This window comes from Reichenbachiella faecimaris, assembly GCF_900176375.1.
GTDB classification, from domain to species: domain Bacteria; phylum Bacteroidota; class Bacteroidia; order Cytophagales; family Cyclobacteriaceae; genus Reichenbachiella; species Reichenbachiella faecimaris.
The window spans coordinates 838,517-863,452 of the sequence record NZ_FWYF01000003.1; the positions used below are offsets into that span (position 1 = coordinate 838,517).

Annotated in this window: 18 protein-coding genes; 15 read left to right on the forward strand and 3 right to left on the reverse strand. The window is 39.7% G+C overall.

Going from position 1 to position 24,936, the window contains the following annotated elements:
- Nucleotides 1-52: 52 nt before the first annotated feature.
- Entirely contained in the window at nucleotides 53-2,821 is a 2,769-nt protein-coding gene (locus B9A58_RS16340) for an alpha-amylase family glycosyl hydrolase (RefSeq protein ID WP_084373935.1), read from the forward strand.
- 24 nt (nucleotides 2,822-2,845) lie between these two features.
- The gene (locus B9A58_RS16345; protein ID WP_084373936.1) at nucleotides 2,846-4,450 is read left to right on the forward strand and encodes an alpha-amylase family glycosyl hydrolase; all 1,605 of its coding nucleotides are present in this window, start codon (nucleotides 2,846-2,848) and stop codon (nucleotides 4,448-4,450) included.
- 47 nt (nucleotides 4,451-4,497) lie between these two features.
- Here B9A58_RS16345 and B9A58_RS16350 read toward each other — a convergent pair whose 3' ends face one another.
- A complete protein-coding gene (locus B9A58_RS16350; RefSeq protein ID WP_084373937.1) occupies nucleotides 4,498-6,285 on the reverse strand; it encodes an ATP-binding protein in 1,788 nt (595 codons plus the stop codon).
- 185 nt (nucleotides 6,286-6,470) lie between these two features.
- Between B9A58_RS16350 and B9A58_RS16355 the strand changes: the two genes are divergently transcribed.
- From B9A58_RS16355 to treF, 5 genes are all read left to right on the forward strand, one after another.
- Complete coding sequence (locus B9A58_RS16355) at nucleotides 6,471-7,148, forward strand: SiaB family protein kinase (RefSeq protein WP_084373938.1); 678 nt, start codon at nucleotides 6,471-6,473, stop codon at nucleotides 7,146-7,148.
- A 168-nt stretch (nucleotides 7,149-7,316) separates the two neighbouring features.
- Nucleotides 7,317-7,949 carry an RNA polymerase sigma factor gene (locus B9A58_RS16360; RefSeq protein ID WP_084373939.1) on the forward strand — a complete coding sequence of 211 codons (633 nt, stop codon included), beginning with the start codon at nucleotides 7,317-7,319 and terminating at the stop codon, nucleotides 7,947-7,949.
- 111 nt (nucleotides 7,950-8,060) lie between these two features.
- The gene (locus B9A58_RS16365) at nucleotides 8,061-9,104 is read left to right on the forward strand and encodes a FecR family protein (protein ID WP_084373940.1); all 1,044 of its coding nucleotides are present in this window, start codon (nucleotides 8,061-8,063) and stop codon (nucleotides 9,102-9,104) included.
- Nucleotides 9,105-9,223: 119 nt separating this feature from the next.
- On the forward strand, nucleotides 9,224-12,184 hold the full coding sequence (locus B9A58_RS16370; RefSeq protein ID WP_221407871.1) for a TonB-dependent receptor: 2,961 nt from the start codon (nucleotides 9,224-9,226) through the stop codon (nucleotides 12,182-12,184).
- Between the two features lie 162 nt (nucleotides 12,185-12,346).
- Nucleotides 12,347-13,957 (forward strand): alpha,alpha-trehalase TreF, encoded by a 1,611-nt coding sequence (gene treF, locus B9A58_RS16375; RefSeq protein WP_084373941.1) that lies wholly within the window; start codon nucleotides 12,347-12,349, stop codon nucleotides 13,955-13,957.
- Nucleotides 13,958-14,168: 211 nt separating this feature from the next.
- On the opposite strand, the gene B9A58_RS16380 is transcribed toward treF, so the two are convergent.
- Complete coding sequence (locus B9A58_RS16380) at nucleotides 14,169-14,591, reverse strand: OsmC family protein (protein ID WP_084373942.1); 423 nt, start codon at nucleotides 14,589-14,591, stop codon at nucleotides 14,169-14,171.
- A gap of 264 nt (nucleotides 14,592-14,855) precedes the next feature.
- Nucleotides 14,856-16,340 (reverse strand): dihydrolipoyl dehydrogenase family protein, encoded by a 1,485-nt coding sequence (locus tag B9A58_RS16385; protein ID WP_084373943.1) that lies wholly within the window; start codon nucleotides 16,338-16,340, stop codon nucleotides 14,856-14,858.
- A gap of 212 nt (nucleotides 16,341-16,552) precedes the next feature.
- Here B9A58_RS16385 and B9A58_RS16390 point away from each other — a divergent pair, with 212 nt between their 5' ends.
- The 8 genes from B9A58_RS16390 to hemL all read left to right on the forward strand — a co-directional run bounded on the left by B9A58_RS16390 (nucleotide 16,553) and on the right by hemL (nucleotide 24,931).
- Nucleotides 16,553-17,056 carry a paraquat-inducible protein A gene (locus B9A58_RS16390; protein WP_084373944.1) on the forward strand — a complete coding sequence of 168 codons (504 nt, stop codon included), beginning with the start codon at nucleotides 16,553-16,555 and terminating at the stop codon, nucleotides 17,054-17,056.
- Complete coding sequence (locus tag B9A58_RS16395; protein WP_084373945.1) at nucleotides 17,049-17,810, forward strand: hypothetical protein; 762 nt, start codon at nucleotides 17,049-17,051, stop codon at nucleotides 17,808-17,810. The genes B9A58_RS16390 and B9A58_RS16395 overlap by 8 nt, the downstream gene beginning before the upstream one ends.
- Nucleotides 17,811-17,923: 113 nt before the next feature.
- Entirely contained in the window at nucleotides 17,924-18,991 is a 1,068-nt protein-coding gene (locus B9A58_RS16400) for a sensor histidine kinase (RefSeq protein WP_084373946.1), read from the forward strand.
- Nucleotides 18,978-19,700, forward strand: coding sequence for a LytR/AlgR family response regulator transcription factor (locus tag B9A58_RS16405; RefSeq protein WP_084373947.1), 723 nt, complete (start codon nucleotides 18,978-18,980; stop codon nucleotides 19,698-19,700). The genes B9A58_RS16400 and B9A58_RS16405 overlap by 14 nt, the downstream gene beginning before the upstream one ends.
- Before the next feature lie 160 nt (nucleotides 19,701-19,860).
- Nucleotides 19,861-20,301, forward strand: a complete 441-nt coding sequence (locus B9A58_RS16410) for an IPExxxVDY family protein (RefSeq protein ID WP_084373948.1) — start codon at nucleotides 19,861-19,863, stop codon at nucleotides 20,299-20,301.
- 16 nt (nucleotides 20,302-20,317) lie between these two features.
- Nucleotides 20,318-21,739, forward strand: coding sequence for a pyruvate kinase (gene pyk, locus B9A58_RS16415; protein WP_084373949.1), 1,422 nt, complete (start codon nucleotides 20,318-20,320; stop codon nucleotides 21,737-21,739).
- 83 nt (nucleotides 21,740-21,822) lie between these two features.
- Entirely contained in the window at nucleotides 21,823-23,652 is a 1,830-nt protein-coding gene (locus tag B9A58_RS16420; RefSeq protein WP_139793941.1) for an ABC transporter substrate-binding protein, read from the forward strand.
- The gene (gene hemL, locus B9A58_RS16425; protein ID WP_084373951.1) at nucleotides 23,636-24,931 is read left to right on the forward strand and encodes a glutamate-1-semialdehyde 2,1-aminomutase; all 1,296 of its coding nucleotides are present in this window, start codon (nucleotides 23,636-23,638) and stop codon (nucleotides 24,929-24,931) included. The genes B9A58_RS16420 and hemL overlap by 17 nt, the downstream gene beginning before the upstream one ends.
- The last annotated feature ends 5 nt before the right edge of the window (nucleotides 24,932-24,936 follow it).

Below are 24,936 nucleotides of genomic sequence, written 5' to 3' on the forward strand. Positions count from 1 at the left end.
TTCTTCAGGCAGTTTTGCCTTATTTATTTTCAACCTTCAATGGACTGACCATATGAATAAAATCATACTTTGTCTTATTTTTTTATCCTCGTTTAGTTTTGCGCAAGTCACTACAGATCCGACATTCCCTGTTGCTGATCAAGAGGTCACGATTACTGTAGATGTTTCAGATACTGACCTTGCGGGCTATACAGACAATGTATGGTTGTGGACGTGGATAGAGCAAGGTGCCACAGATACCAATGCACCTACCAATGTAAACCCTGCGACTGATGCACAAAGTGATGCTTTGATGACTCGGTCAGCAGACAATGGAGATATTTATACCATTACATTGACACTCATAGATTTTTTTGGTTTGGATGCTGAGGAAATAGAAGAAATAGGCCTTTTACTCAAAGGTCAAACATGGGACGATGGACAAACGCCAGATTATAGTTTTGACGTGCTTTCGGATCAATTTGCGGTAAGTTTTACCAGCCCTTCTTCATTTCCCTTATTGGTTGATGCAAGTGAATCTATAAGTGTTTCTATTGCAGCCTCTGAGGCTGGCAGTCTTAGCCTGAAAGTAGATAATGTAGAAGTGGCATCAGCAATCGATGCGATCACATTGGATCATACTCTACTTGCTGCATCTGATGGTATTCATGAAGTGACAGTAGAAGCCAGTAATGGTGAGGATACTGCAGAAGACAGCTTTTCTTATACTGTTCGCTCAACTACAGTAGAGCAATCGCGGCCAGCTGGAATCATTGATGGAATAAACTATGACAGTGATCCAACAATGGCGACATTGAGCCTGTTGGCGCCAATGAAATCATCTGTTTATGTAGTTGGTGATTTTACAGATTGGGAAATTGACCCTGCCTATCAGATGATTAAGGATGATGAGCACTTTTGGTTGGAAATAGTTGGACTCACCAGTGGTGAAGCGTACGCCTATCAATACTTGATTGATGAAGAAATTTGGATTGCTGATCCTCACGCTGATAAAATATTAGATACAGATGATCAGTGGATTCCTGAATCAACCTATCCTGGCCTTATGGCCTATCCAGAGGGAGCTGCTCATTTGGATTGGTATCATAACAGAGCATCCGTCTTGCAGACCAATCAGACCCCATACATCTGGGAGAATAATGACTTTGAAAAGCCTGAAAAGGAGGATCTTATCGTATACGAATTACTAGTCAGAGATTTTCTTGGTGAAGAGAATATGAATTATCAATCTTTGATTGATACCTTAGGTTACATCAAAGACTTGGGCGTGAATACGATAGAATTGATGCCGATTATGGAATTCAATGGCAATGATAGCTGGGGTTATAACCCTACTTTCATGTTTGCTGTGGATAAAGCTTATGGTACTAAAAACGATCTCAAAGAATTTATAGATGCTGCTCATGGCATGGGTATGGCTGTTATTCTGGACATGGTCATGAATCAGAACGATATTCCATCACCTTATGCACAGATGTATTTTGATTTTGACGACTTCAAACCAACAGCAGAAAACCCGTGGTTCAATCAGGAAGCCAAACATCCATATAATGTATTTTCTGATATCAATCACGAAAGTAGTTATACACAAAATTGGTTGGATTCTATCAATCATTATTGGTTGAATGAGTTCCATTTTGATGGTTACAGATTTGATCTTTCTAAAGGATTCACACAAGTGGATAATTCTGGAAGTGTGAGCAACTGGGGGAAAATGGATCCGACAAGAATAGCCTTACTCAAAAGAATGGCAGATGCTATATGGGAACATACGCCAGATGCTTATGTGATTCTAGAACACTTTGCAGATAATGACGAGGAAAAGGAATTGTCAGACTATGGTATGATGCTGTGGGGAAATAGTTATCACGACTATAATGAGGCTGCTCTGGGTTTTGGAGAAGATAAATCTATTGAGTGGGCCTACTATGAAGAAAGAGGCTGGACAAATAACTATCTGATTTCCTACATGGAAAGCCACGACGAGGAAAGGCAAATGTATCAGATGCTTAATTTTGGTAACTCCAGTGGTGATTATAGTATTAAAAATTTCAATACAGCTATTCAAAGACTGAAGCTATCAGCAGCATTTTTCTTTACCGTACCAGGCCCGAAGATGTTTTGGCAATGGGGCGAGTTTGGCTATGATATTCCCATAGACGAAAATGGTAGAACGGGTCGTAAGCCTGAAAAATGGGAATACCTGGAAAACAGTTCTAGACGAGAGTTGTATCTAACCTACAAGGAATTGATCAAACTTAGGAATGAGTATGATGTGTTTACCAAAGGTGATTTTTCTTGGTCGCCTGATGGGGTACACAAGACGATTCATGTGTCCAACTCAGACACAAGCGTAGTGATTGTAGGCAATTTTGACGTGGTCGAAGGAACAATAGATCCGGCTTTTCAGCACACAGGTACTTGGTATGATTTCATATCAGGAAGTGAAGTGAATATCACAGATGCAAATGCTAATTTGACCTTGAGTCCTGGCGAATTTCATATCTATACGGATCATGCCTTGCATACCCCTGAAGTGGGACTTGTAACTTCCGTGAGCCAGTCAGATTTGAATGAAAAATTAATTTTTTATCCTAATCCAACAGCTGATTATTTGAATATTAACCTGACTAAATTGTCACCTGGGCAGTTCAATCAAGACTGGACAATTTCTAATATTTTAGGGCAAGAAGTTTTGAAAGGAAGTATAAAGCCTACAGATGAAGTGAGTCTAAATGTGACCACCCTGCCAAGAGGTATTTACACCTTCAGATTACCTCAAGGTAATCAAATCATTACAAAAAAGTTTATTAAAAATTGACCCCAGAAGTCAAATCAATAGCAAATGAAACTACAACAACTATCAATATTATTTTTGTACTTGATCATGGTCATGTCTTGCACAAAAACTTCAAAAGAAGAATCAGTATCTTCTCCTGAGTGGAATAAAAAAGTATTCTACGAAATCTTCGTGCAATCATTTGCAGACTCCAACGGAGATGGGATAGGAGATATCCCAGGAATGACCTCCAAGCTGGATTATTTGAGTGATCTAGGCATAGATGCCATTTGGTTGATGCCCATGTCGCCATCTCCAAGTTATCACAAGTACGATGTGGTAGATTATACAGGCATACACCCTGACTATGGTACTATGGAGGATTTCAAGGCCTTTATAGACGCAGCCCATGCCAGAGACATTAGTGTGATCATGGATTTTGTAATCAACCACAGCGGATATGATCACCCTTGGTTTCAGGACGCTATGACTGGAAAAGAGGCCAAGTATAGAGATTATTATGTTTGGGCAAATAAGGATTCTATAGCCGAACAAATAGCCAAAAAAGAAACCTCTTTTGATTCAGACAACATACGTCAGTGGCACCCAGTAGCTGGTGATACTACTCAAGAACACTACTATGGTTTTTTCTATGGTGGCATGCCTGATTTGAATTATGACAATCCAGCTGTAAGAACTGAAATGTACAATGCTGGCAAATTCTGGTTGGAAGAAATAGGAGTGGATGGATTTCGACTGGATGCTGCCAAGCACATTTATCCTGACGATCGAGCCATAGACAGCCACGCTTTTTGGAAGGAATTCAAAACCGAAATGGAAAAAGTAAACCCTGATGTGTATCTGATTGGAGAGGTCTGGGCAGATGCAGGCACTGCATCCCCTTACGCAGCAGGGTTCACATCATTGTTCAATTTTGATAGAGCCTTTAGCATATTAGAGTCAATCAATAAAGAAAAGGTGGTAGCGGCTAATATAGCTGGTCATGGCTATGAGATAGATTCCAGTGCCAATCTGGCTGAGGTGATCAATACTTCCTTGCCTTGGTTCAAAAAGTACAATGCTGAGTTTGTGGAAGCGAGTTTCTTGAGCAACCATGATCAAAATAGAGTGGCTTCAGTTTTAGGAGGTGACCAGGCGAAAATAAAACTTTCAGCATCACTGTTGTTTACCTTGCCAGGTACACCATATATCTACTATGGTGAAGAAATCGGCATGTTGGGCATGAAGCCAGATGAGAACATACGTGAACCCATGCTTTGGGATAAGGTTTCGTTTGATGCCATGAGAACCTCTTGGATGGAGGCCGATTATTCGACAGATACGTCCGTGACAAGTGTAGCACAGCAATGGTCTGATGATCAATCTATCATCAATCATTACAAACGTCTGATTGCGCTCAAAAAGCAAGAGGTATTCTCATTAGGAGATATTCAAAATCTGGATTATAAGAAGTCTGGTGTAATTGCATTTACCCGTTCATATAAAGATGAATCTGTAGGTGTGGTTCATAATCTTACCAATCAACCTGTTGAATTGAGTAATGCTTTGCTGGACAAATACACCACACTGGTATGGCAAGAGGGAGGCGTAGAAAGAACAGCATCTACCATCAAACTACCCGCTCGTGCAAGTGTAGTTTACAAAAAATAACAAAGACAGTTTTGGGTTACAGGGAATGTCGGGGGGCATTCCCTTTTTTATACCGCTTTTAGCGCTACAGTAAAAGTAGTGCCTTCATTGGGCGCAGACTCCCAAGTCAGTTTGCCGTCTAGCAGCTCCGTATATTTGGCCACAATAGATAATCCCAGCCCTGTAGAGCGCTCACCTGCAGTTGGTTTGGCACTCAATCGTTGAAATTTCTTGAACATCAATTGCTGATCTTCTTCACTCATTCCTGGGCCTCCGTCTGTGAAATTGATAAGGTGGCAGCCATCCTTTTCAATTACTCGAATCCATATAGCTTCACCTAGAGGAGAGAACTTTATAGCATTGGATAATAGGTTTTCGAACACATGGAAAAGATATTGCTCAAGCCCCATTACGTTGTGCACACCTTCAGCATCTAGATGCAAGGTGATTTTTTTGTCTAATGCTTGCTGTTTGTAGTTGCTAACTACTCGCTCAATCACTTCAGTCAAGTCAATTACACGAAAATCTTCTGTCGATTTGGACTCGATACGCTCTACATCTAGAATTCGAGTCACCATTTTGTTTAGTCTTCTGGATTCAGCAGCTACATGATTGATAGACCCTACTTGACTTTCTGTAAGATTGTCGTCCATGGCCAGTAGTCCTGCCAAAGCCGTAATGTTATTGATAGGCGCACGCAAATCATGCGAGAGGATACTTATGAAGTTGTTTTTTTCTTCATCTAGCTCAAGCAATTCATTGTTTCTTTTGCTTAGTAGCTCATTTTGATTTTCTATCATCAAACGATGAGCCGTGAGTATTTTGTTCGCCTTGGATTTAATTTTACTTCTGTTGTACAAGGCATAAGCAATCAAGAACACAATAATCACACAAGCAATCAGCATATTGGTAATATATTCTTGCTCTTGAATCTGTTTGGAACGTTCCATCAGCTCTTTATCTACCAGTTCTTTTTCTTTCAGAAGTAAAACCATTTCCTCGTTTTCTCCTTGAGAAATACTTTCAATCAAATCATAAACATCATTGCCCAAATACTTTTGAATGCCTTTATTTCTTAAAATCTGGTATTCTGGACTAGCCAGGTATTCGTTTATGGGCTCAGCCCAATCACTACCTTTTTTGAAAATGACACTGAAGCCAATACCCTTAATCGGTAAAATGGGCTGGCGTTTAATCGCAAGGTTTTGGTTCAAAGCGATGAGGTAGTTGGGCAAGTCCATATAGCCAAATCGGCCGGGTTGCTCTAGAATGCCTGGTACTATTTCATTGCTGGTTTGCTTGTATATGATATTAAAATCTACTTTGTATTTGGCTCTTAAATTTCTCAGGTACAGGTCATAGGTGGTTTCTGCCACAGAAACAGCCGTATACTGTTCAAAAGATTCCTTGAATTCTTGAATAGACTTAATGGTGGGTATGGTTTTGTCAGAAACTAGAACTTGAATATCGGGAAAGTAAGGAGTAGAAAAACCAACTTCCTCTTCTCTTTTTAAGGTTCTGGATATAATATCTAATCCGAATTCCCCTTCATTTGGGTTGTTTTTAATCAATCCAAATACATACTTAAAACTTTCTTTTGATTGCCAATTGAGATTTATACGAATGCCATACTTATTCCAAAGGAAGTACTTGAATCCGACCATCATTTCATATTCCAACCCTCGCAATGTACCATCAGCTTCTGTGATTAAAAACGGCTCTGTGCTGCGGTAGTAGATGGTCAGCTCACCCTTTTTTCTCTTTTGTACCTCAGCCCATGTTTGGTCTGATCCCGATACGCCAGTCGTGAAAAAAAAGTATAATATCGTAAAGAAAATGCTGCTAACTGCCCTCACACTCCAAAGATAGCCAAACTGTTTTGAGCAAAAGTCATTGACGGGTAATTATTGAAAATCATTAGCATATTGCCCAAAAGTTGCTTTAGATCTTGTCAAAATTCAAATAATTGGAGTTTAACATATTATTTTTGTAGATTTAACGCTGAGTGTGTAATACACCATAGTATTCTGTTTTCGGCTATATGGATAAGGAATCAAATGAAATGCTAGGGGCCTTCAACGAATGGAAGGAAGAAAAATCTACTCAACAGAACATGACTGAAGAAGTAAAGAAAAAGAGCGAATCTGTGACAGAACCTACTCACGCAAACAGCTTCGATTTGTATAATAAAATTTACAATGAGAATGTACTACTCATGTACAAAGGTGCTATCACGTTTGATTTAGTGACTTCTGTTATTGAAACGCTCGACCGAAAGGTCAATATGACAGAATCTGACAAGAAGGTTCAAAAGCTCTTTTATAGCGCGGCAGTTGAATGCGTGCACAACCTGTACCATCACATGGATGAGGTCAAAGGTCACTTTGACGAAATTTCCGAACATGATGCTAAGTCGGGATTGATTACGGTCATAGCCAAAGAAAAATATTACAACATCATCACTGGTAATTTTATTCCAACAAAGCATACCTATGATTTGAAGGATAAAATAGAAGAAGTGAATAATACAGACAAGAATGGCTTACGAACGCTCTATAAAGAAACGCTCAGCAATGGTGAGTTTTCTGAGAAAGGTACAGCTGGTCTTGGCTTAATTCAGCTAGCCCGAAAAACTGGAGAAAGGCTGAATTATAAGTTTGACAAAGTAAATAGCGAGTATTCTTATTTTACCTTTCAAATTAAAATCAACAGAGTGTAGGATTAGAAAACTACTGCGTGAAAACATTGAAATCTAGCTTCAGGGCTGGATTTTTTTATGAGTGTTAAATCTACTGACCCATGAGTTCACTTTTATTTTGCATAGTGTTGATTGAGGCAAATGTTTTTCGATTTTTGATAAAAGGAATATTAGCAATAAATTGACAGCATGTCTTCCATACATTTTCGTAGCGATGGATCCAACTCTAAAAGAGGTTCTTTGAATGAAAGCTCCAGGCAGGAAGAGTCGAGTATTTTTGATAGTAGGTCTGATGGTGAAATATGGAGAGAATTTAAGAACTACAATGAGTCGGCCTTTATATTTATATATAGCAAATATTTCAACGTTCTCTATCAATACGCCAGTCAATTTACCCACGACAGGGAATTGATTAAAGATGCTATTCAGGACTTATTTATTGAGCTGAGAAAGTCCAGAACTAATCTGTCCGCTACTAATTCAATAAAGCGCTATCTCTTCAAGTCAATACGAAGGAAAGTACTCTACTATAAAGGCAAGCGAAAGACAATTCGGTTGTCGAATGAAGTGGAGGGTTATCAGTTTTCTTTCGTCTTTTCACACGAACAAAAACTGATAGAGCGCCAGTTGTCAGATGAAAAACTGGAGCGACTTAATGCAGCCCTGACGCATCTGACCTCTAGGCAAAGAGAGGCAGTTTATCATTTTTATTATGAAGGATTGTCATATACTGATATCTCAGAAGTAATGGATCTCAGAAATGTGAAGTCAGCAAGAAATCTCATTTATAAGGCACTGGGAGAATTAAAGGAATTCTTTTAAAAAGTCAATCTTCTTTGTCTAGAGGTCAATTTCAGAGAATTTTAAAATTAGTTTAAAAATATTGATGTCATTTTGATGTTTCATTCCTTCTATAAATGAATACAGAGGAAAATGAACAAAGACAACTACGACATTGAATACTTCTTACAAAACGAGGCTTTTGTAAAGTGGGTAAAGGGACCGGATAGTGAGTCGAATCTATTTTGGAAAGAGTGGCTACACTCTCATCCTTCAAATAAGGAAGCCTTCTTGCAGGCCAAAGAATTGGTTTTGGTTATGAGCTTTGAAACATCAGAGCCTTCAGATTCTGAGTTTAATGAAGTTTTGCAAAAAGTATTGAAGGGAAATGAATCTAAAACCGCTTTATCTCCTGATCAGATACCAACTGACCAATGGCGATGGATAACCCGGGTAGCCGCTTCACTCACACTGCTTATTCTAGCCACCTTTGTTTTTCTTTATACCACTCCAGATCAAAAAAGTGACGTAACTGCTGAAAATATTGCCTCAAAAACAAATCCTTACGGAAGAAAGTCCAAGTTGGCTTTTTCTGATGGGTCTACTGCCACACTGAATGCAGGTAGCTCACTCAGCTATTTAAGCAAATTTAGTTCAGACCTTCGAGAGGTTGAACTACAAGGGGAAGCCTTTTTTGAAGTGAACAAGGATCCTCAGCGACCATTTGTAGTCTGGGTAGGAGGAATTAGTGCTACTGTTCTAGGCACGTCATTTAATATTGAATCACATGAGGATGAGGCGACAACCATAATAGCTCTTAAAACTGGAAAACTTAAAGTAGAAGTGCCGGGATCAAATACAAATTTTGAAACGTATATTCTCGTTCCTGGTCAGAAGCTGGTGCATGACAAAGACAAAAACAAGGTGGATGTTCTTGCCATGGCGACAGAAGATATGGGGCTTTGGACTAAAGGAGTTTTGGTGTTCGATCAGGATGATTTCCCTTCAATTACGAAAAAATTAGAACGTTGGTTTGATGTGGATGTCGAACTGATAGGGTCAGGTAAAGAAGGTATTCAATTTTCGACTAAATATAAAAATGAGACGCTTAGCAATATGCTTATGAGTATGAGCTTTGCTCTAAATTTTGATTATGAAATAGAAGACAAACGAGTTCAGATCAAGTTCAAAAAATAGAAAAGATGGAGAACAAAATCAGTTAAAAACAAAAAGAGCGGATACGCCAATATCCGCTCTATAAACTCTTAAATATCAAAGCAGATACTTAATCATTTAATTACTAAACATTTAAAGTTATGAAAAAAAACATACTGCATGTACTAATCATGAGCAGCTTTTACGCTTTTATTGGATTTTTCTTGCAATGTCTCACACTTACTCTGGTTGTGGCCAGTAGCGGGAATGCACAGCACAGAATGAACGTTTATGAAACTACCATATCTGTGAACTTTGAAAATTCTACCTTACCTGAAGCCTTCAGGGAAATAGAATCTCAATCTAATTTTGAATTTGCCTACAATCAGTCTGAGATCAGCCGTAAGGTTAAAATCAACCTTAATCGTCAAAACACCAGCGTTGGAGACCTATTATATGAGATGTCCAAGCAGGCCAATTTACATTTCAGGCAGGTAAATAATAACATCAGTGTAGTAAAAGCCAGTAAAGCGGACCAGACACATATTGAAGTTCTTGAAGGAGGGAGTATCACAGGTACGGTAAAGGACAGCTATGGGACAGGACTCATTGGTGCCAGTGTGAAACTTAAAGATACCTCTACAGGTGCTTCTGCAGATATCTCTGGCTCCTTTGTCATAGACAATCTGGAATCTGGAACCTACCAGGTGGAAGCTTCATTTGTTGGGTTTGTCACGCAAATACAAACAGTGGATGTAGCAGACGGCCCAGTCACTATCAATTTCGTACTCAAAGATGATTTATTAGGCCTAGAAGAAGTGGTGATTACAGGTGCCTCCAATCCAAAGTCTAAATTATCATCTAGTGTGGCAATCACAACGATGAACTCCAAAACCATTGGAGAGTATGCAGCGCCAAGTACTGCGAATGTATTGCAGGCGATACCTGGCTTTCTAGTAGAAACGTCAGGCGGAGAAGTAGGAAACAATCTGTTTGCCAGAGGTATTCCTTCAGCGGGTGCTTATGAGTATGTGCAGATTCAGGAAGATGGATTACCTGTGTTCGAAGATGGGGCATTGCAGTTTGCCAATATCGATAATTTTCAACGTGTGGATCTAACGATTAATAGAATAGAAGCAGTCAAAGGAGGCTCGGCATCCATTTTTGCTAGTGGAGCACCAGGCGGAATCATCAATTTCACATCCAAAACGGGCCAAAATGAATTACAAGGTATAACCAAACTTACCGTTGGAGACTACGGACTCTTCCGAACCGACTTTAACGTGGGAGGTGCAATTGTAGAAAACAAGTTATTCTATAATGTTGGGGGTTTTTATCGCGTAGATCAAGGTATTAGAAGTCCTGGCTTTGATGCCAATAAAGGCGGACAGGTTAAGGCCAATTTTACTTACCAATTCAAAAAAGGTTATGCCCGCGTCTATTATAAGAATCTAAATGATCGGAATATTTTTTATCAGTCTACCCCATTTGTTATGGATGGAGGCAAACCGAAGGAATATCAAGGTTTTGATGCTAACTATGGTACTTTCACCTCACGAAACCTGAGCAAATTGAAAGTTCCACAGTCGGGTGGCGGTTTTTTTGAGGCGGATTTGGAAGATGGTGTACATCCAACTTCCAATGCAGTCGGTGGTGTGTTTGAATTTGATTTGACTGATAACATTTCAGTAAAAAATGCATTCAAAAATACCAACATAGACATGGATTACAACGCGATTTTTGCAGCGCACTGGATGGGAGATGTTTCCACACAAGATGCCACCGCGACCAGTTTTGGTGTGCCTACCACGGATGCAGTTTTTACCTACGACGACAACGGTAGTGCGCTACCCGCTGCCACAGAATTGAAAAGAGCAGACTATTGGAATATCAAAAAACAGATGAGAAATGTGGCTAACAATTTGTCTTTCAATTTTGATTTGAATGAATTGAACCTAAATGTGGGTTATTACTATTCCAATTGGAAATCTGATCAGAACTGGAACTGGAGTAGTTATTTGGTGAGTGCATCAGACAATCCAAGACTGGTAAATCTGGTAGATTCAAATACAGGAACAGCCTATACATTCAACGGTATATCAGGCATTACCTGGTTACAGCGAGAATCTCAGATCAAGAATACAATCAATGCAGTCTACGCAGATGCTGAGTATAGCATTTCGGATAATTTGACTGCCAACGTAGGTTTAAGGTATGATAATCAGGAATTTGCTGGTGTGGGCGACCATGGTACTTGGGGAAATGATATTGGTATACTGCCTAATAACAATGCAGACAATGGAGTAAATGTGCTTATGGGAGATTACACCTATTGGACTTACGACATCAGTGAAGTGTCTTATACAGTAGCGTTAAACTACCAGTTTAGCGACGTTATGGCGTCTTATGTGAGACATAGTCATGGGTTCAGAACTCCAATTGAAGAATCATTTTATGGGCCTGCAGTAGAAAGTGGTGCTGGCTCTGCCGGATTGGCGGATCTTGAACCCACTTTTGTCGATCAGACTGAGCTTGGTTTCAAATACTCGTCGCCAAACATCGCATTGTTTGCCAATCTATTTTATATGAAGCTGGACAATATTGCGTATCAGGACATTCGCGCTGGAGGGGTTTCTGAGAAGAAATTCGCTAACGTCCAAAATATCGGACTTGAACTGGAAGCAATTATGAAATGGGGAAAATTCGGAATCAACTTCAATGGTACACTTCAGAATCCTGAGTACAAAGGATATGAAGGATCAGAATCAAGCTTGAATGGCAATCTGGCTAGAAGAATATCTAATTATTACTTTACGCTCCGGCCGAACTATTCCATCACGGATAATCTGAATGTATATGCCAATTATGCGCATTTCGGAAGGAAGTATCAGGATATTGCCAATACCTTCGAATTGCCTGCTTTTGGTACTGTTGCCCTTGGTGGAGCCTATGTAGTAGACAATTTCAGATTTGCACTGGATGTGTCGAATCTTTTCAATACGATAGGGTTGACAGAAGCAGATGGCCGACAAGATGGAGTTGCTCCAGTTGATGGGCAGACCTTTATGGGCAGATCAGTGTTGGGTAGAGCCGTAAGACTTTCTGTGGCCATCAATTTCTAAAATAACAATGCCGTCCAACAGAACCTTTAATAAGAATTTTGGCGAGTAATTTGAGTAATAAGTGGCGGGTATAACAGCCCTGCCGCTTATTTATCAGACTTATCTCACTAATTTTTAAAAGCACCAGGGGTCGCTTAAGCTAATTCAAATTGCAACAATCAGATGATATATAAAAAATATTTGTTCTTCATTCTTATGCTGGTGTGTTATGCTTGTCAGATCGGCGATACTGACCAGACAGTAGAACCCTTTCAGTCCAGCCAGGCATCAGTGCCACACCCACCAGCAAAGGTCTTTGGGAGCTTGCTATACGAAGTGCAGACAAGTCGTATTTTTGACGATGGAAAGACCTTCGTGGATTGTGTGCCAAAAGTGGCTCCTGATTCTATTATGAAGGCTTATATGGCAAACAAGGGAAACGCGAATTTTGACTTAAAAACCTTTGTAAATACTTACTTTGACCAGCCGTATAAGCATCCAGTTTATAACGAAGAACAGGATACCGCATCACTTATTGACCATATAGACAAACTTTGGGGAACACTCAAACGGCCAGCTGACAGTGCTGTTTTTGGATCCAGAATACAATTACCTTATCCCTATGTAGTTCCAGGAGGTAGGTTTCGGGAAATCTATTATTGGGATTCTTATTTCACCATGTTGGGATTGGAAGTGTCAGGAGAACATCAACTCATAGAGGATATGGTGAAAAATTTTGCTGAGATGATTGATCGATTTGGATTCATTCCCAATGGGAGCAGAACCTACTTTTTGGGAAGATCCCAACCTCCTTTTTTTGCATTAATGATAAACTTGTTGGCATCCATTAAAGGAAAGTCAGTGTGGGTTGAATACCTTCCTTACTTGCAGAAGGAGTACGATTTTTGGATGACAGGTGCTGACAGCTTAACCGTTCAAAACGCTACCAGTCAGCGAGTGGTACTATTAGATTCGAAATATGTACTGAACCGATATTGGGACAATTTTGATGGGCCTAGGGAAGAAAGCCTGGCAGAGGACGTGCTTCTGGCTCGTGAATCTGGTCGAGAAGAGTCATTGGTATTCAGACATTTGCGAGCAGGAGCTGAATCTGGCTGGGACTATAGCTCAAGATGGTTTGCAGATGGAAACACGCTGAAAACCATCGAAACCACAAATATTATTCCTGTCGATCTGAATGCTTTAATCTATTATTTAGAGCAAACTATTGCAAAAGGATATAAGCAGACGGGTCAGGACGCGTTGGCTGCCGAGTACGAAGGGAAGGCCCAAATTAGGAGAGAGGCATTGAATTTTTACTGTTGGGATGAAGTGCTGGGCTATTTCATCGATTATAATTTTAAATTCAAAACGCACACTTCTAATCCTTCACTGGCTGGAGTTTTTCCTTTGAGTTTTGAAATAGCTGATGCTAGTCAAGCAGAAAAGGTATCTGACTTTATTCAGCAGAATTTCCTGAAAGATGGTGGTTTGATCTCCACCTTAAACTATACCGGAGAGCAATGGGATGCACCTAATGGATGGCCACCACTTCAGTGGATGAGTTTTTGGGGTTTGAAAAATTACGACAAAGACTCTTTGGCAAATACCATAGCAAAGCGTTGGGTGAGTTTAAACGAAAGAGTCTATCAGCGGACGGGTAAAATGATGGAGAAATACAATGTGGAAGACTTAACGCTCGAAGGTGGCGGGGGCGAATATCCGCTTCAGGATGGGTTCGGCTGGACTAATGGTGTCTATTTAAAAATGAAGTCAGAACTGGAGCAAAATTGAGCAAGGACTTTTGAGAATAATACATGAGTACAGATAGTACCAACAAAAATATGGCTCAATGTTGGGAGCTTATTTTAAAAGTGACTCTGGGGGGAGTCACTTTTTTTTTAATATGAAATATCAGGCCATAATTACTTTGCGAAGTAAAAAGACAGTACTTAACTCTTATTAATATACCTGTATTATTAAACCCTGCCTTTGGTAGGATTTTTTAATCTAGTCTAGTTTCAACCAGTATGTCAGATTCGAGTGTACGGTGCACTGGACAGCTATTGGCAATCTGAAGCATTCTGTTCTTTTGATCGTTATCCAGATTGCCTTCCAGGGAGATGATTCGTTCAAAAGTGTCTACTTTTTGCGGTTTTTCATCACAAGTTTCACACGCTTCTTTGTACGATTTGGCGTATTTCACTTCCACTCTGATTCTTGAGACATCCCATTCCTTGCGGTTGGCGTAAAGCCGAAGAGTGATAGAAGTGCAGCTGGCTAAGGCACCACAGAGCAAGTCATAGGGGGTAGGCCCTTTATCTAATCCTCCAATCTCTACTGGCTCGTCTACCAATCCCATGTGGCCGTCCGTGTTGAGCTGGGTGGTAAGTTCTTCTTTGGTTATGGCTACTGCGTATGTGCTCATATTTTGTGGATTTGATTTTACCTAAAGATACAACAAACAGTTGCAGGTAAAGTTCAGACAGAAGCGAATAATAGTCGTAGTGAAGAAACTGGGTAATAAATGGGGGTTAGCTCAAATGTCAAAACAAACTGTAGGACTGAGTCTATCACCCACCCGATTATGGAAGCATCTCCACTGGTAGAAAAACATTTCGCATAGCTCAATGTGCCGAACTCTGGATTAGTAGAACTTTGAAGACTGCTTTCTTTTACCTAATGGTAGGTTCTAAGCAAAGGCCACATTTTTTATTTCTCCATCAGAGTAGCTTGTGCATCTCATGGCGTCTCTAAGTACACCAGGCTTCAGCATGGACTTGTTGAGTAGCATACGAACACACTCCTGAATACCTTCAATAATGGAAGGGTGAGGGTGTATCAATTCAGCTAATTCTTCAATGCCTTTATTCATGGAAATGAGAAGTGCCACAGCTTCAATGGAACTAGAAGCATGTTCACCCACTACTCTCATGCCCAATACGCGCATTTCTTCGTCATTAGAAACAATCACTTTTATAAATCCTTCTGTATTTCGCATGGCTATTGCCCGAGATATACAACTGTAGTCTAGACTCACGACTTTATGAGGGATATTTGCTTCTCTAGCTTTGATTTCGTTCAAACCCACACCAGCCACTTCTGGGGCTAAAAACATGATGGTTGATATGTTTTCATAAATCAAGTCTTTTTCTGGCTTGCCGAAGATTTTTTCAATCGAATATCTTCCTTCTAATTCTCCCACATTAACCAATGCAATATCTGCTGTGATATCGCCTACAGCGTAAATGTTGGGTACTGAAGTTTGTGTGAGATCATCTATAATTCCCCTACTATCCATATTGATTTTGACTGAAGCAGAGAGCAGATTTTCGTAATTAGGAATACGGCCTACAGAAACCAGCGCCTTCTCCACATGGAAAATTTCTTTTGACCCATTGTCATACTCCAGTGTATAGACGACCATCCCGTTTTCCACTTTCATTTCTACCAACCTGGAGTTTCTATGAATCAGCACTTCTTTGCTCTCTAAGTTCTGTTCTATCACACTTACTATATCTTCATCTTCGAAAGGCAGAATACGATCACCTTTGTCAATCATATGGACTTTGGTCTGACCGAAATTTGAAAAAATCGTAGCAAATTCACAGCCAATCACTCCTGCTCCAACGATCACCATACTCTTAGGGAATTCCTTCAAGTTTTCGATACCATCACTGGTCAGAATAATGTTTTCGTCAATTGGAATATTATCTAATTTTCTCGGTCTGCTACCCGTGGCCAAAATGATATTGTCTGCTTCTATTTCAAACTCACCATCGTCTGTTCGAACGACAACCACAGTTTCACCTACTACTTTGGCAATGCCTTGGCGAAAATGAAAGAGATCGGCACCAGCATTGAGGTTGATGTTGTGCATGTGATGCTCCAAAAGCTCCTGTCTTTTGTTGACAGCTTTATTTACCTCTTCCTTGAGGATTTGAAAGTTGTGCTTGGGTGTTGGTACATTGGTGGATTTGCAGTGAGTTCTTAGTGCAAAAGCCTCTCTGGAAAGCTCCCACCAGGTTTTGCTGGAAAGTGCACCATTGTGAATACCAGCTCCTCCTATTTTATTCTTTTCTATCAGTAATACCTTCTTCTTGAAATCTACAGCTCTCATCGCTGCGGCATACCCTGCTGGCCCGCCACCTATTACACATACATCGTACTTATCCATATTGAATATCTAGTTTTTAAATTAGGGTAGCTGATTGAGTCTTATAAAATTTAAGAATAAAAATTAATATTAGTAATAAAATGACACTTATATCTGATAAATCTGGTTCTATTTTAATTCCAGTCTACAATTGTCATAATATGATTATACTTGTATAACCTGAACTTTTTACATCCTAACCTACATGTCAAAAAATACAAAATAAACTCCCGATGCTTAAGAGAAATATTGCAGCATTAATCCTCACAATAGTGTCTTTGTGCCTGTTGTACCCGGGTCTTACAAAACCCATTTTGCAGGTGGTCATATCAGCTGAATTGCCCATCATTGGAAAGACAACTTTCTATGAGCAAACACAGAGTATTTTACAAACTGTAGACACCCTTTACCATACGAATAACAAATTCGTGGCTATTTTGATTTTCTTGTTTAGCGTGATTATTCCACTTACAAAAGGTGTTATCATTTTGGGAGTTCTTCTAATCAAAAAATTCTCGCTCAAAGCAAAGCTCTACCGTTTTGTATTCATCATAGGCAAGTGGTCTATGGCAGATGTGTTTGTGGTAGGCGTTTTTATGGCCTTTTTATCTACACAGTCGAATAGTTCTATTGAAGCCAATCTGTTAGAAGGGTTCAACTATTTTGCCTTCTACTGCTTATTGTCATTGTTAGGTATTCAAATGACCACGTTAGAAAAGCCAGAGCCTGATGCTTAAAAGGCTCAAAATTCTGGGAATTACGCTGTTGGCAATTTTTTTGACAGCCTTTTTGCTATTTGAATATATGGATGAGGGCTTACCTGAGGGTGTGCAATCCGAGGAAGCAGATCAATTGGCACGTACTATGATGGCATCCATCAATCATCAAGCTTGGCAAAATACTGGTGCAATCAGTTGGGGATATGACGACCGTACGTATGTGTGGGATAAAAAAAGACATCTTACACAAGTGGATTATGATGGGAATCGAGTTCAGTTGGATATCAATAAGCGTAAAGGGTTTATTGTAAATGGTGATTCCAGTTTGGCGGAGGAAAAGAAAAAGGAAATTTGTCATTGGGCATGGAGATATTGGTGTAACGATTCCTTCTGGTTGAACCCAATCAGTAAAATTTTTGATCCAGGCACTGAAAGAAGTATCGTAACCTGGCATGGTAAAAAAACACTTTTAGTCACTTACACTTCTGGCGGTTCTACACCCGGAGATTCGTACCTATGGATTTTAGACGAAAATGGAAGGCCAAAAAGCTGGAAACTTTGGGTATCTATTATTCCCATTGGTGGCATGAGGTTTAGCTGGGATAAGTGGGTGAAATTAGAAACTGGCGTATGGGTGTCTACCTATCATTTCAATCCAGTAAAAACTATTCCATTGCATAATCCAGTAGGCAAATTGGATTTGAGAGAAATGTATACAGAAGATATTTTTACGGCTTTGTTGTCTTCTTCAACAGAGTTGATTTCTTATTAAAACAGATAGATATTTTTAGCGTAACTCGCTGTGAAATTTGGTGTTTGTCACATTGAATCAAACGATGATCTTCTTTATTTGGTCATTGAGGCCAATTGTAAAATTTCATTTACATGAATTGGTCATCTTTATATCTCAATTTTATGCAAGAACTTAAAAAAGAATGGTTTTGGCATGTCCTATTTTGGGTTGGCTATTTGCTAGTCAAAATATTCATTGTCGAATATTTCAGGGAGGATTTTGGCGTTGTGTTGCTTGTGGAGCTGATCAGTTTGCCACTCAAGATGCTTTTAGTCTACTTACTCATATTTTACTTAATCCCTAAATTTCTTCTAAATAAACAGTATCTAAAGTTTTGTATCTGGCTGTTAGCTCTGATTGTTTTCGCGGCCTTAGCTAGGCGATTGACTGATATTTACGTTGCCTATCCAATCAGTATGCTATACTTTGATCGCGCCTTGCTTTGGGATTTTGGGACGGCTTTTCGCAATTTGGTTTTTGTGTATCCAGTGGTAGGCTTGGCTACAGCCATATACCTCATGTCACATTGGGTCAAGGATTACCAAATGCGGACTCAGTTGCAACGAGAGAAGCTGGAAGCAGAACTTAAGTATCTCAAGGCACAAGTGCATCCGCATTTCCTTTTCAATACCATCAATAATATTTATTCCTTGTCTTTGGATCAATCGCCAAAGACCGCTCAGGCGCTATTGGAATTATCAGATTTGCTCAGTTACATGCTGTATGAGTGCAACGTAGATCGAATATCGCTCAAAAAAGAAATTGAGTTGATTGAGAACTATATCAATTTAGAACGCCTGAGATATAGTGAAAGATTAGAGCTTCAATTTCATACGGATGGAGAAATAGAAGACGCAAGTATCGCTCCGCTAATTTTACTCCCTTTTGTTGATAATTGCTTCAAACACGGCGCGGGCGATAGCATGGCAGAATGTTTCGTACACTTTACACTGACCGTTAAGGACGGAGTTCTGTTTTTGAATCTCAAAAACAGTGTAGACAATTCAGGCCATAGACCTCAAGAGCATTCAGGCATAGGATTGCCGAATACAAGAAAAAGGCTGGAAGGTGAATATCCTGATAGGTACGAATTAGAGATCAAAGACGCTCCGGATTTATACGAAGTTAAATTAACCATTGGCTTAGATGAAAAGAGTTAATTGTATCATAGTAGATGACGAGCCTCTAGCAGCCAAAGTGCTTGAAAACTATATTCAAAGGCTGGTTCATTTGAATTTGGTGGGTAAAGCTGAAAATGCAGTGGAGGCCTTTGATTTAATAAATACTCAGTGGATTGACCTGATGTTTTTAGATATTAAAATGCCTCAAATTTCTGGCCTGGATTTTATCAGGTCACTCAGCAGGCCTCCAGCTGTTATTTTTACTACAGCCTATAGAGACTTTGCTTTGGAGGGTTTTGAGATGGCGGCTGTAGATTATCTGCTTAAACCCATTTCTTTTGAAAGGTTCATGAAAGCAATTGGAAAAGTGGAGCTACCTTGGAGTAAGGATAATGTTCCCTTAAATGACCAAGAGGCACAAACATTTGCACGTGATTATATCTTTGTCCGTGAGGATAAACGAATGAAAAAGGTGTTGCTTTCTGACATTCTTTTTATTGAGAGTATAAAGGACTACGTGAAAATCATCATCAAAAAAGGAAGTGTGCTGACTTACTTGAAAATGAATTACCTGGAGGAAAATTTGGCAAGTCATCAATTCATGAGAGTTCACAAATCTTTCATTGTCAGCATTGAGGCGATTCAGGGCTATAGTGCGACCGAAATTGAGATTGGTAATTCAATTATACCCATTGGCAGATACTACAAAAATCAGGTGCATCAGAGACTTTCTGATTTGTTGCTTTGATCTGCCTGAATTCTTGAAAAGTTAATCTCAAAGAGGGTGTTAATCAATTTGTACTAATTAAGCCAATTAGAACGTCTATTCTTAACAAAAGATCAAATTAGTATTAATAGTTGCAATGAAAGTTTGAATTCATTGAAAATGTTCTCAATTTTGACCTTCAATGAGCCGATCAGTGAAGAAGCTAAAACTAAAAGCAGATTATAGCTATGATTTCCATCTGATAGGTATTATTTCTCAATCCAAAGATTATACAGTTTCGTGGGCTATCAATAGAGCACTAGACATTGGATTGAAGAAAGAGTCAGATCTTGAAGTGGATTTGAAAAATGCTGAGAAATTGACCATTTCAAACTTTGTTTTTGAAAATGATTTTCGACGTTTTACACTTCTAGCTAACAAGGTTTTGACTGAGACTGCAATGACCCAAAAACTATTTGTTCCGTCTCTGGGAACTTTTGATTTTTTACTGAAGATAGAAGAGTTTGAAGAAACCTCCGATTTAGAATTACTCTTCACAGCGTTGCGGCGATCTGAAAAGATTGACTCCATCGTAAAATTGGATGTGAAAAAAATCAAAGAAAAAGAGAGTTTTTTATTCTAAATAAACACACATATTGATGCAATCGAAACGGGCGAAAATCATTGCCACACTGGGTCCGGCAAGTGAGAAAAAAGAAGTTATCATACAATTGATTGAGGCTGGAGCAGACGTCTTTCGACTCAATTTTTCCCATGGTACACACGACGATCATTTAGAGCGAATCAAAATGATCAATGAAATCAATGACGAGATTGGTACCAATATCTGCACACTGCAAGATCTCCAAGGTCCGAAAATTCGAATTGGACAAATGGAAAATGGCGAAGCCGAGATCATTCCTGGTGAGCAGCTCGTGATCAGTACAGAAGATGTGATGGGCACCAGCCAAAAGGTAAGTACCACGTACAAACCACTGGCTACTGATGTAGTTCCTGGAGATTTGATTTTAGTAGATGATGGCAAATTGCAGCTCAAAGTGCTCTCTTCGGACGGTAAAGAGGTGACTACAGAAGTGGTTTATGGTGGGATGCTCAAATCTAGAAAAGGAATTAATCTTCCAAATACAGCTATTTCGGCTCCTTCACTGACAGAAAAGGATAGAGAGGACTTGGAATTTGGCCTAGAGCATGGTGTGCAATGGGTAGCGCTGTCTTTTGTGAGAAATGCTAAAGACATTACAGAACTCCGAGAAATTATTGATAGCAAAGGCAAGCAAGCTAAAATCATTGCCAAAATTGAAAAACCTGAGGCAGTAGCTGATATTGACGAAATTATAGAGGCAACAGATGCTATTATGGTGGCTAGAGGTGATTTGGGTGTAGAGGTGCTCATGGAGGACGTACCTATGATCCAAAAGAGAATTGTAAGCAAATGTAATAAGCTGGGTAAGCCCGTAATCATTGCCACTCAAATGCTGGAAAGCATGATCGACAATCCTCGCCCAACACGAGCAGAGGCTAATGATGTCGCCAATTCTATCCTGGACGGTGCAGATACAGTCATGCTTTCTGCAGAGTCAGCATCTGGAAGTTTTCCTGTGGAGTCCGTGAGGGCAATGGCGAAATGTATTTCATCTGTTGAAGAACGAGCCAGTGTTATTTTTAATAAGTTCTGGGAGGATAACCAAAGTGCTACCGCAAAGAATGACATGCTCGTGAAATCTGCTTGTCAGTTGAGTAAATCTGTTGGCGCTCGTGCCATCATTGGAATGACGAAATCAGGTTATACAGCCTTCAGTTTGGCTAAAAATAGGCCAGAAGCTGATATCTACATCTTCACAAGCGACAAACACTTGCTGAAGACGGTCAACTTGATATGGGGTGTCAAAGGCTTTTACTACGACGAGCACAAGCCAATAGACGAAACTTTTGATGATGTACTTCAAGTATTGAAAAATAAAGGATTGGTAGAGACGGGTGATGTTTACATCAATACAGCCTCTATGCCACTGCACTGGCAGGAGCGAACCAACATGATGAAACTGGACGTGGTAAAATAATTTACCACATTCATAGATTCAGATAGCCAAATTTTATAGTTTTAAGCCTCATTTATTGATATCCATTTTCAAATCAAACCGGCTTGTTACGACTATTGAAATTTGCCCTTTTTTGCCTGCTATTTTTGGTGCTTGCCACGCAGGCAATTGCTCAGAACGAGCAGTCAGACTATTTAAAAGCTAAACAGTATTTTGCTGAAGGCAACTACAGATTTGCAATGGATTATTTCCGGCGATTAGCTGGAAATAATCAGGATCATGCTTTTCAAGAATATGCTGCTTTTTACTATGGTCTATCTGCGTACAAAAATGGAGATACCACCAACGCAAAGGCGATGTGGCTCCAGATGGATGAAGAAAATAGTGATTGGAAGCAAATCAGGGAAGTACAGCATTATTTAGCCGAAATTTACTTTGCTCAAAGTAATTATGCTCAAGGTGTTTACTATTCTAAAAAATCAGGCCTGGATGAATCCAAGGCGTTGATGAAACAAAAATTGATCAAAGTAGACAGTCTGCCTGTCTTAGAAGCTTTGAACGATCTATACCCAGATGATGAAATATTAGCGAGAATAGTAGCTGACAAGATTAACGATCAGCCCATGTCGGAGCGTGACTTTCAATTGCTCAATCGACTGGTAAACCAATTCAATTTGGACAAAGAGAAATACGGTTTGCCCGAAATTGGCGAAAGCCAAATGAAGGACACTTACAATGTTGCTGTTCTACTCCCTTTTATGTTTGAGGATTTGAGCTACACAGCCAGAATCGAGCGCAATAAGTTTGTAATGGAATTATACGCAGGCATGCTGATGGCTGTAGATTCTATAAATTTGGATGGGGAATCCATCAATATTTTCCCTTATGACACGAAAAGAAATAGCGAGATCACGGAAGCTATTTTTGCAAATCCTGAGATGAAATCCATGGATTTGATAGTGGGTCCCTTATTCCCAGGGCCATCTAAAGTGGCAAACAATTTTAGCTTTGAAAATCAGATTAATATGATCAATCCACTGATTTCCAATTCTGATGCCATTCAAAATAATCCCTTCTCTTTTTTATTCAAAGCAGATACTGAGACGCAGGCATTAGCTGCTGCCCAATTGACCATAGATAGTGTGAAAAACAAGTACGCTATGATTTTCTATGAAAATAACGAAAGAGATTCACTAAATGCCTACACCTACAGTCAGCGTATCCAAGAGGCTGGATTTGAAGTCCTTGTTAATGCTGGTGTGGTAGATACCACTGTTCGTCAGGCTTATGATCTACTTACTGAAAAGTATGAGGTGGGCTATACAGAAGATCAGGTAGACTCAGTCCTGGCAATGATCCTGCCAGGAGAAGAAAGATTTATAAAGGAAAGAAAATCAAGTATTACAAAAGATAGTATTGAGTACTATGAGGAATTTTTCACATTGGCTCCAGATAGCATTGGGCACGTGTATGTTGCATCTTCAGAGGCCCTGTTCGCTTCCAACTTTATAAGTGCTTTGTCAATTAGAGCTGATAGTACACGGTTGATTGGTAGGGGTAATTGGAAAGAATTTCCCACGCTTACACTGGAAGAAATGGAACGGCTGGGTATTTATTTTATTGACCCGGAATTTGTTGATCCTACCAATGAAACCTTCAAAAGATTTAGAAAGAACTATTTGATCGCATATAAGAAAGAACCTTCGTTTAATGCGATCATTGGGTATGAGATGATGTACTACTTAGGCAATATGATGAAGCAGTATGGGCACTATTTTCAAAAAGGAAATCCAGAAGTAGGCTTTGTCACGGGGCAGTTATTGCAAGGCACAGAATTCAACTTTAGGAATAGTAATCAGTACGTTCCGATTACAATCTTATCCAATTCAAAACAAAAAGTAGTTAATCCAAGAAGTGATGGACAAAACCAATAGTCTCAGGAGTTTTAAGCAAGCGCAAAGCCACATACCAGGGGGAGTGAATTCTCCAGTCCGAGCGTTTAAGGCAGTGGGAGGAGAGCCTATTTTTATGAAGTCTGCTAAAGGTGCCTATATGCACGATGTAGATGGAAATAAGTATATTGATTTGATCAATTCATGGGGGCCTATGATTCTTGGTCATGGGAAAATGCAAATCGAAAGAGCTGTAATTGACGCTGTGAAAAAATCCCTGTCCTTTGGGACACCTACTGTTGCCGAAATCGAGATGGCTGATTTGATCGCCAATATGATGCCGAGCATTGAAAAGGTAAGAATGGTAAATTCGGGAACAGAGGCTACCATGTCAGCCATTCGCGTGGCAAGAGGATTTACTAAAAGGGATAAAATCATAAAATTTGAAGGATGCTATCATGGTCATGGAGATTCGTTCCTGATAGCAGCTGGTAGTGGAGCAGCTACTATGGGCGAACCAGATAGTCCCGGAGTGACGAAGGGTACGGCTCAAGATACGATTACAGTTCCGTTCAATGACCTGGAAAAGGTACAGGAAGTGGTGATGGAAAATCCTAATCAAATAGCCGCCATCATTCTTGAACCCATTGGTGGAAACATGGGCTGCGTCCCTCCTGTAACGGGGTATTTACAAGGTCTGCGTACCCTTTGTGATGAGAATGATATTGTATTGATATTTGATGAGGTAATGACTGGTTTTAGAATATCGAAAGCGGGTGCACAACAATATTACGGAGTCAAACCAGATTTGACCACCTTAGGCAAGATCATAGGTGGTGGTATGCCTGTGGGTGCGTATGGCGGGCGAGCAGATATTATGAATATGGTGTCTCCAAGTGGCCCTGTTTATCAAGCGGGTACACTTTCTGGTAATCCAGTAGCTATGGCAGCAGGATTGGCTATGCTCAGGTATTTGAATGAAAATACAGAGATCTACACGCGCCTGGAAACGATGACAGAGTATATTGTGCAAGGAATCAAACTCAACATATTGAAGTTAGGATTGAAGTATACAGTAAACGCTGTTGGTTCTATGTTTAGTTTGTTTTTTACAGACGAGAAGGTGATTGATTTTGACGGAGCCAAAAAGTCAGATTTGAATATGTTTGGTAAATATTTCAATGCCATGCTGGAGAAAGGAATCTATCTGGCACCCTCTCAGTTCGAAACTTTGTTTGTTTCATCTGCCATTGATGAGATTGAAGCTGACTTGATCATTCAGGCCAACTATGATTCCTTGAAGGAAATCCACAAACGATGATTATC

What these genes read in the sequence shown, in the direction of transcription:
- B9A58_RS16340 (WP_084373935.1), top strand. Translation starts at nt 53, where the DNA reads ATGAATAAAATCATACTTTGTCTTATTTTTTTATCCTCGTTTAGTTTT.
- B9A58_RS16345 (WP_084373936.1), top strand. Translation starts at nt 2,846, where the DNA reads ATGAAACTACAACAACTATCAATATTATTTTTGTACTTGATCATGGTC.
- B9A58_RS16355 (WP_084373938.1), top strand. Translation starts at nt 6,471, where the DNA reads ATGGATAAGGAATCAAATGAAATGCTAGGGGCCTTCAACGAATGGAAG.
- B9A58_RS16360 (WP_084373939.1), top strand. Translation starts at nt 7,317, where the DNA reads ATGTCTTCCATACATTTTCGTAGCGATGGATCCAACTCTAAAAGAGGT.
- B9A58_RS16365 (WP_084373940.1), top strand. Translation starts at nt 8,061, where the DNA reads ATGAACAAAGACAACTACGACATTGAATACTTCTTACAAAACGAGGCT.
- B9A58_RS16370 (WP_221407871.1), top strand. Translation starts at nt 9,224, where the DNA reads ATGAAAAAAAACATACTGCATGTACTAATCATGAGCAGCTTTTACGCT.
- treF (WP_084373941.1), top strand. Translation starts at nt 12,347, where the DNA reads ATGATATATAAAAAATATTTGTTCTTCATTCTTATGCTGGTGTGTTAT.
- B9A58_RS16380 (WP_084373942.1), bottom strand. Translation starts at nt 14,591, where the DNA reads ATGAGCACATACGCAGTAGCCATAACCAAAGAAGAACTTACCACCCAG.
- B9A58_RS16385 (WP_084373943.1), bottom strand. Translation starts at nt 16,340, where the DNA reads ATGGATAAGTACGATGTATGTGTAATAGGTGGCGGGCCAGCAGGGTAT.
- B9A58_RS16390 (WP_084373944.1), top strand. Translation starts at nt 16,553, where the DNA reads ATGCTTAAGAGAAATATTGCAGCATTAATCCTCACAATAGTGTCTTTG.
- B9A58_RS16395 (WP_084373945.1), top strand. Translation starts at nt 17,049, where the DNA reads ATGCTTAAAAGGCTCAAAATTCTGGGAATTACGCTGTTGGCAATTTTT.
- B9A58_RS16400 (WP_084373946.1), top strand. Translation starts at nt 17,924, where the DNA reads ATGAATTGGTCATCTTTATATCTCAATTTTATGCAAGAACTTAAAAAA.
- B9A58_RS16405 (WP_084373947.1), top strand. Translation starts at nt 18,978, where the DNA reads ATGAAAAGAGTTAATTGTATCATAGTAGATGACGAGCCTCTAGCAGCC.
- B9A58_RS16410 (WP_084373948.1), top strand. Translation starts at nt 19,861, where the DNA reads ATGAGCCGATCAGTGAAGAAGCTAAAACTAAAAGCAGATTATAGCTAT.
- pyk (WP_084373949.1), top strand. Translation starts at nt 20,318, where the DNA reads ATGCAATCGAAACGGGCGAAAATCATTGCCACACTGGGTCCGGCAAGT.
- hemL (WP_084373951.1), top strand. Translation starts at nt 23,636, where the DNA reads ATGGACAAAACCAATAGTCTCAGGAGTTTTAAGCAAGCGCAAAGCCAC.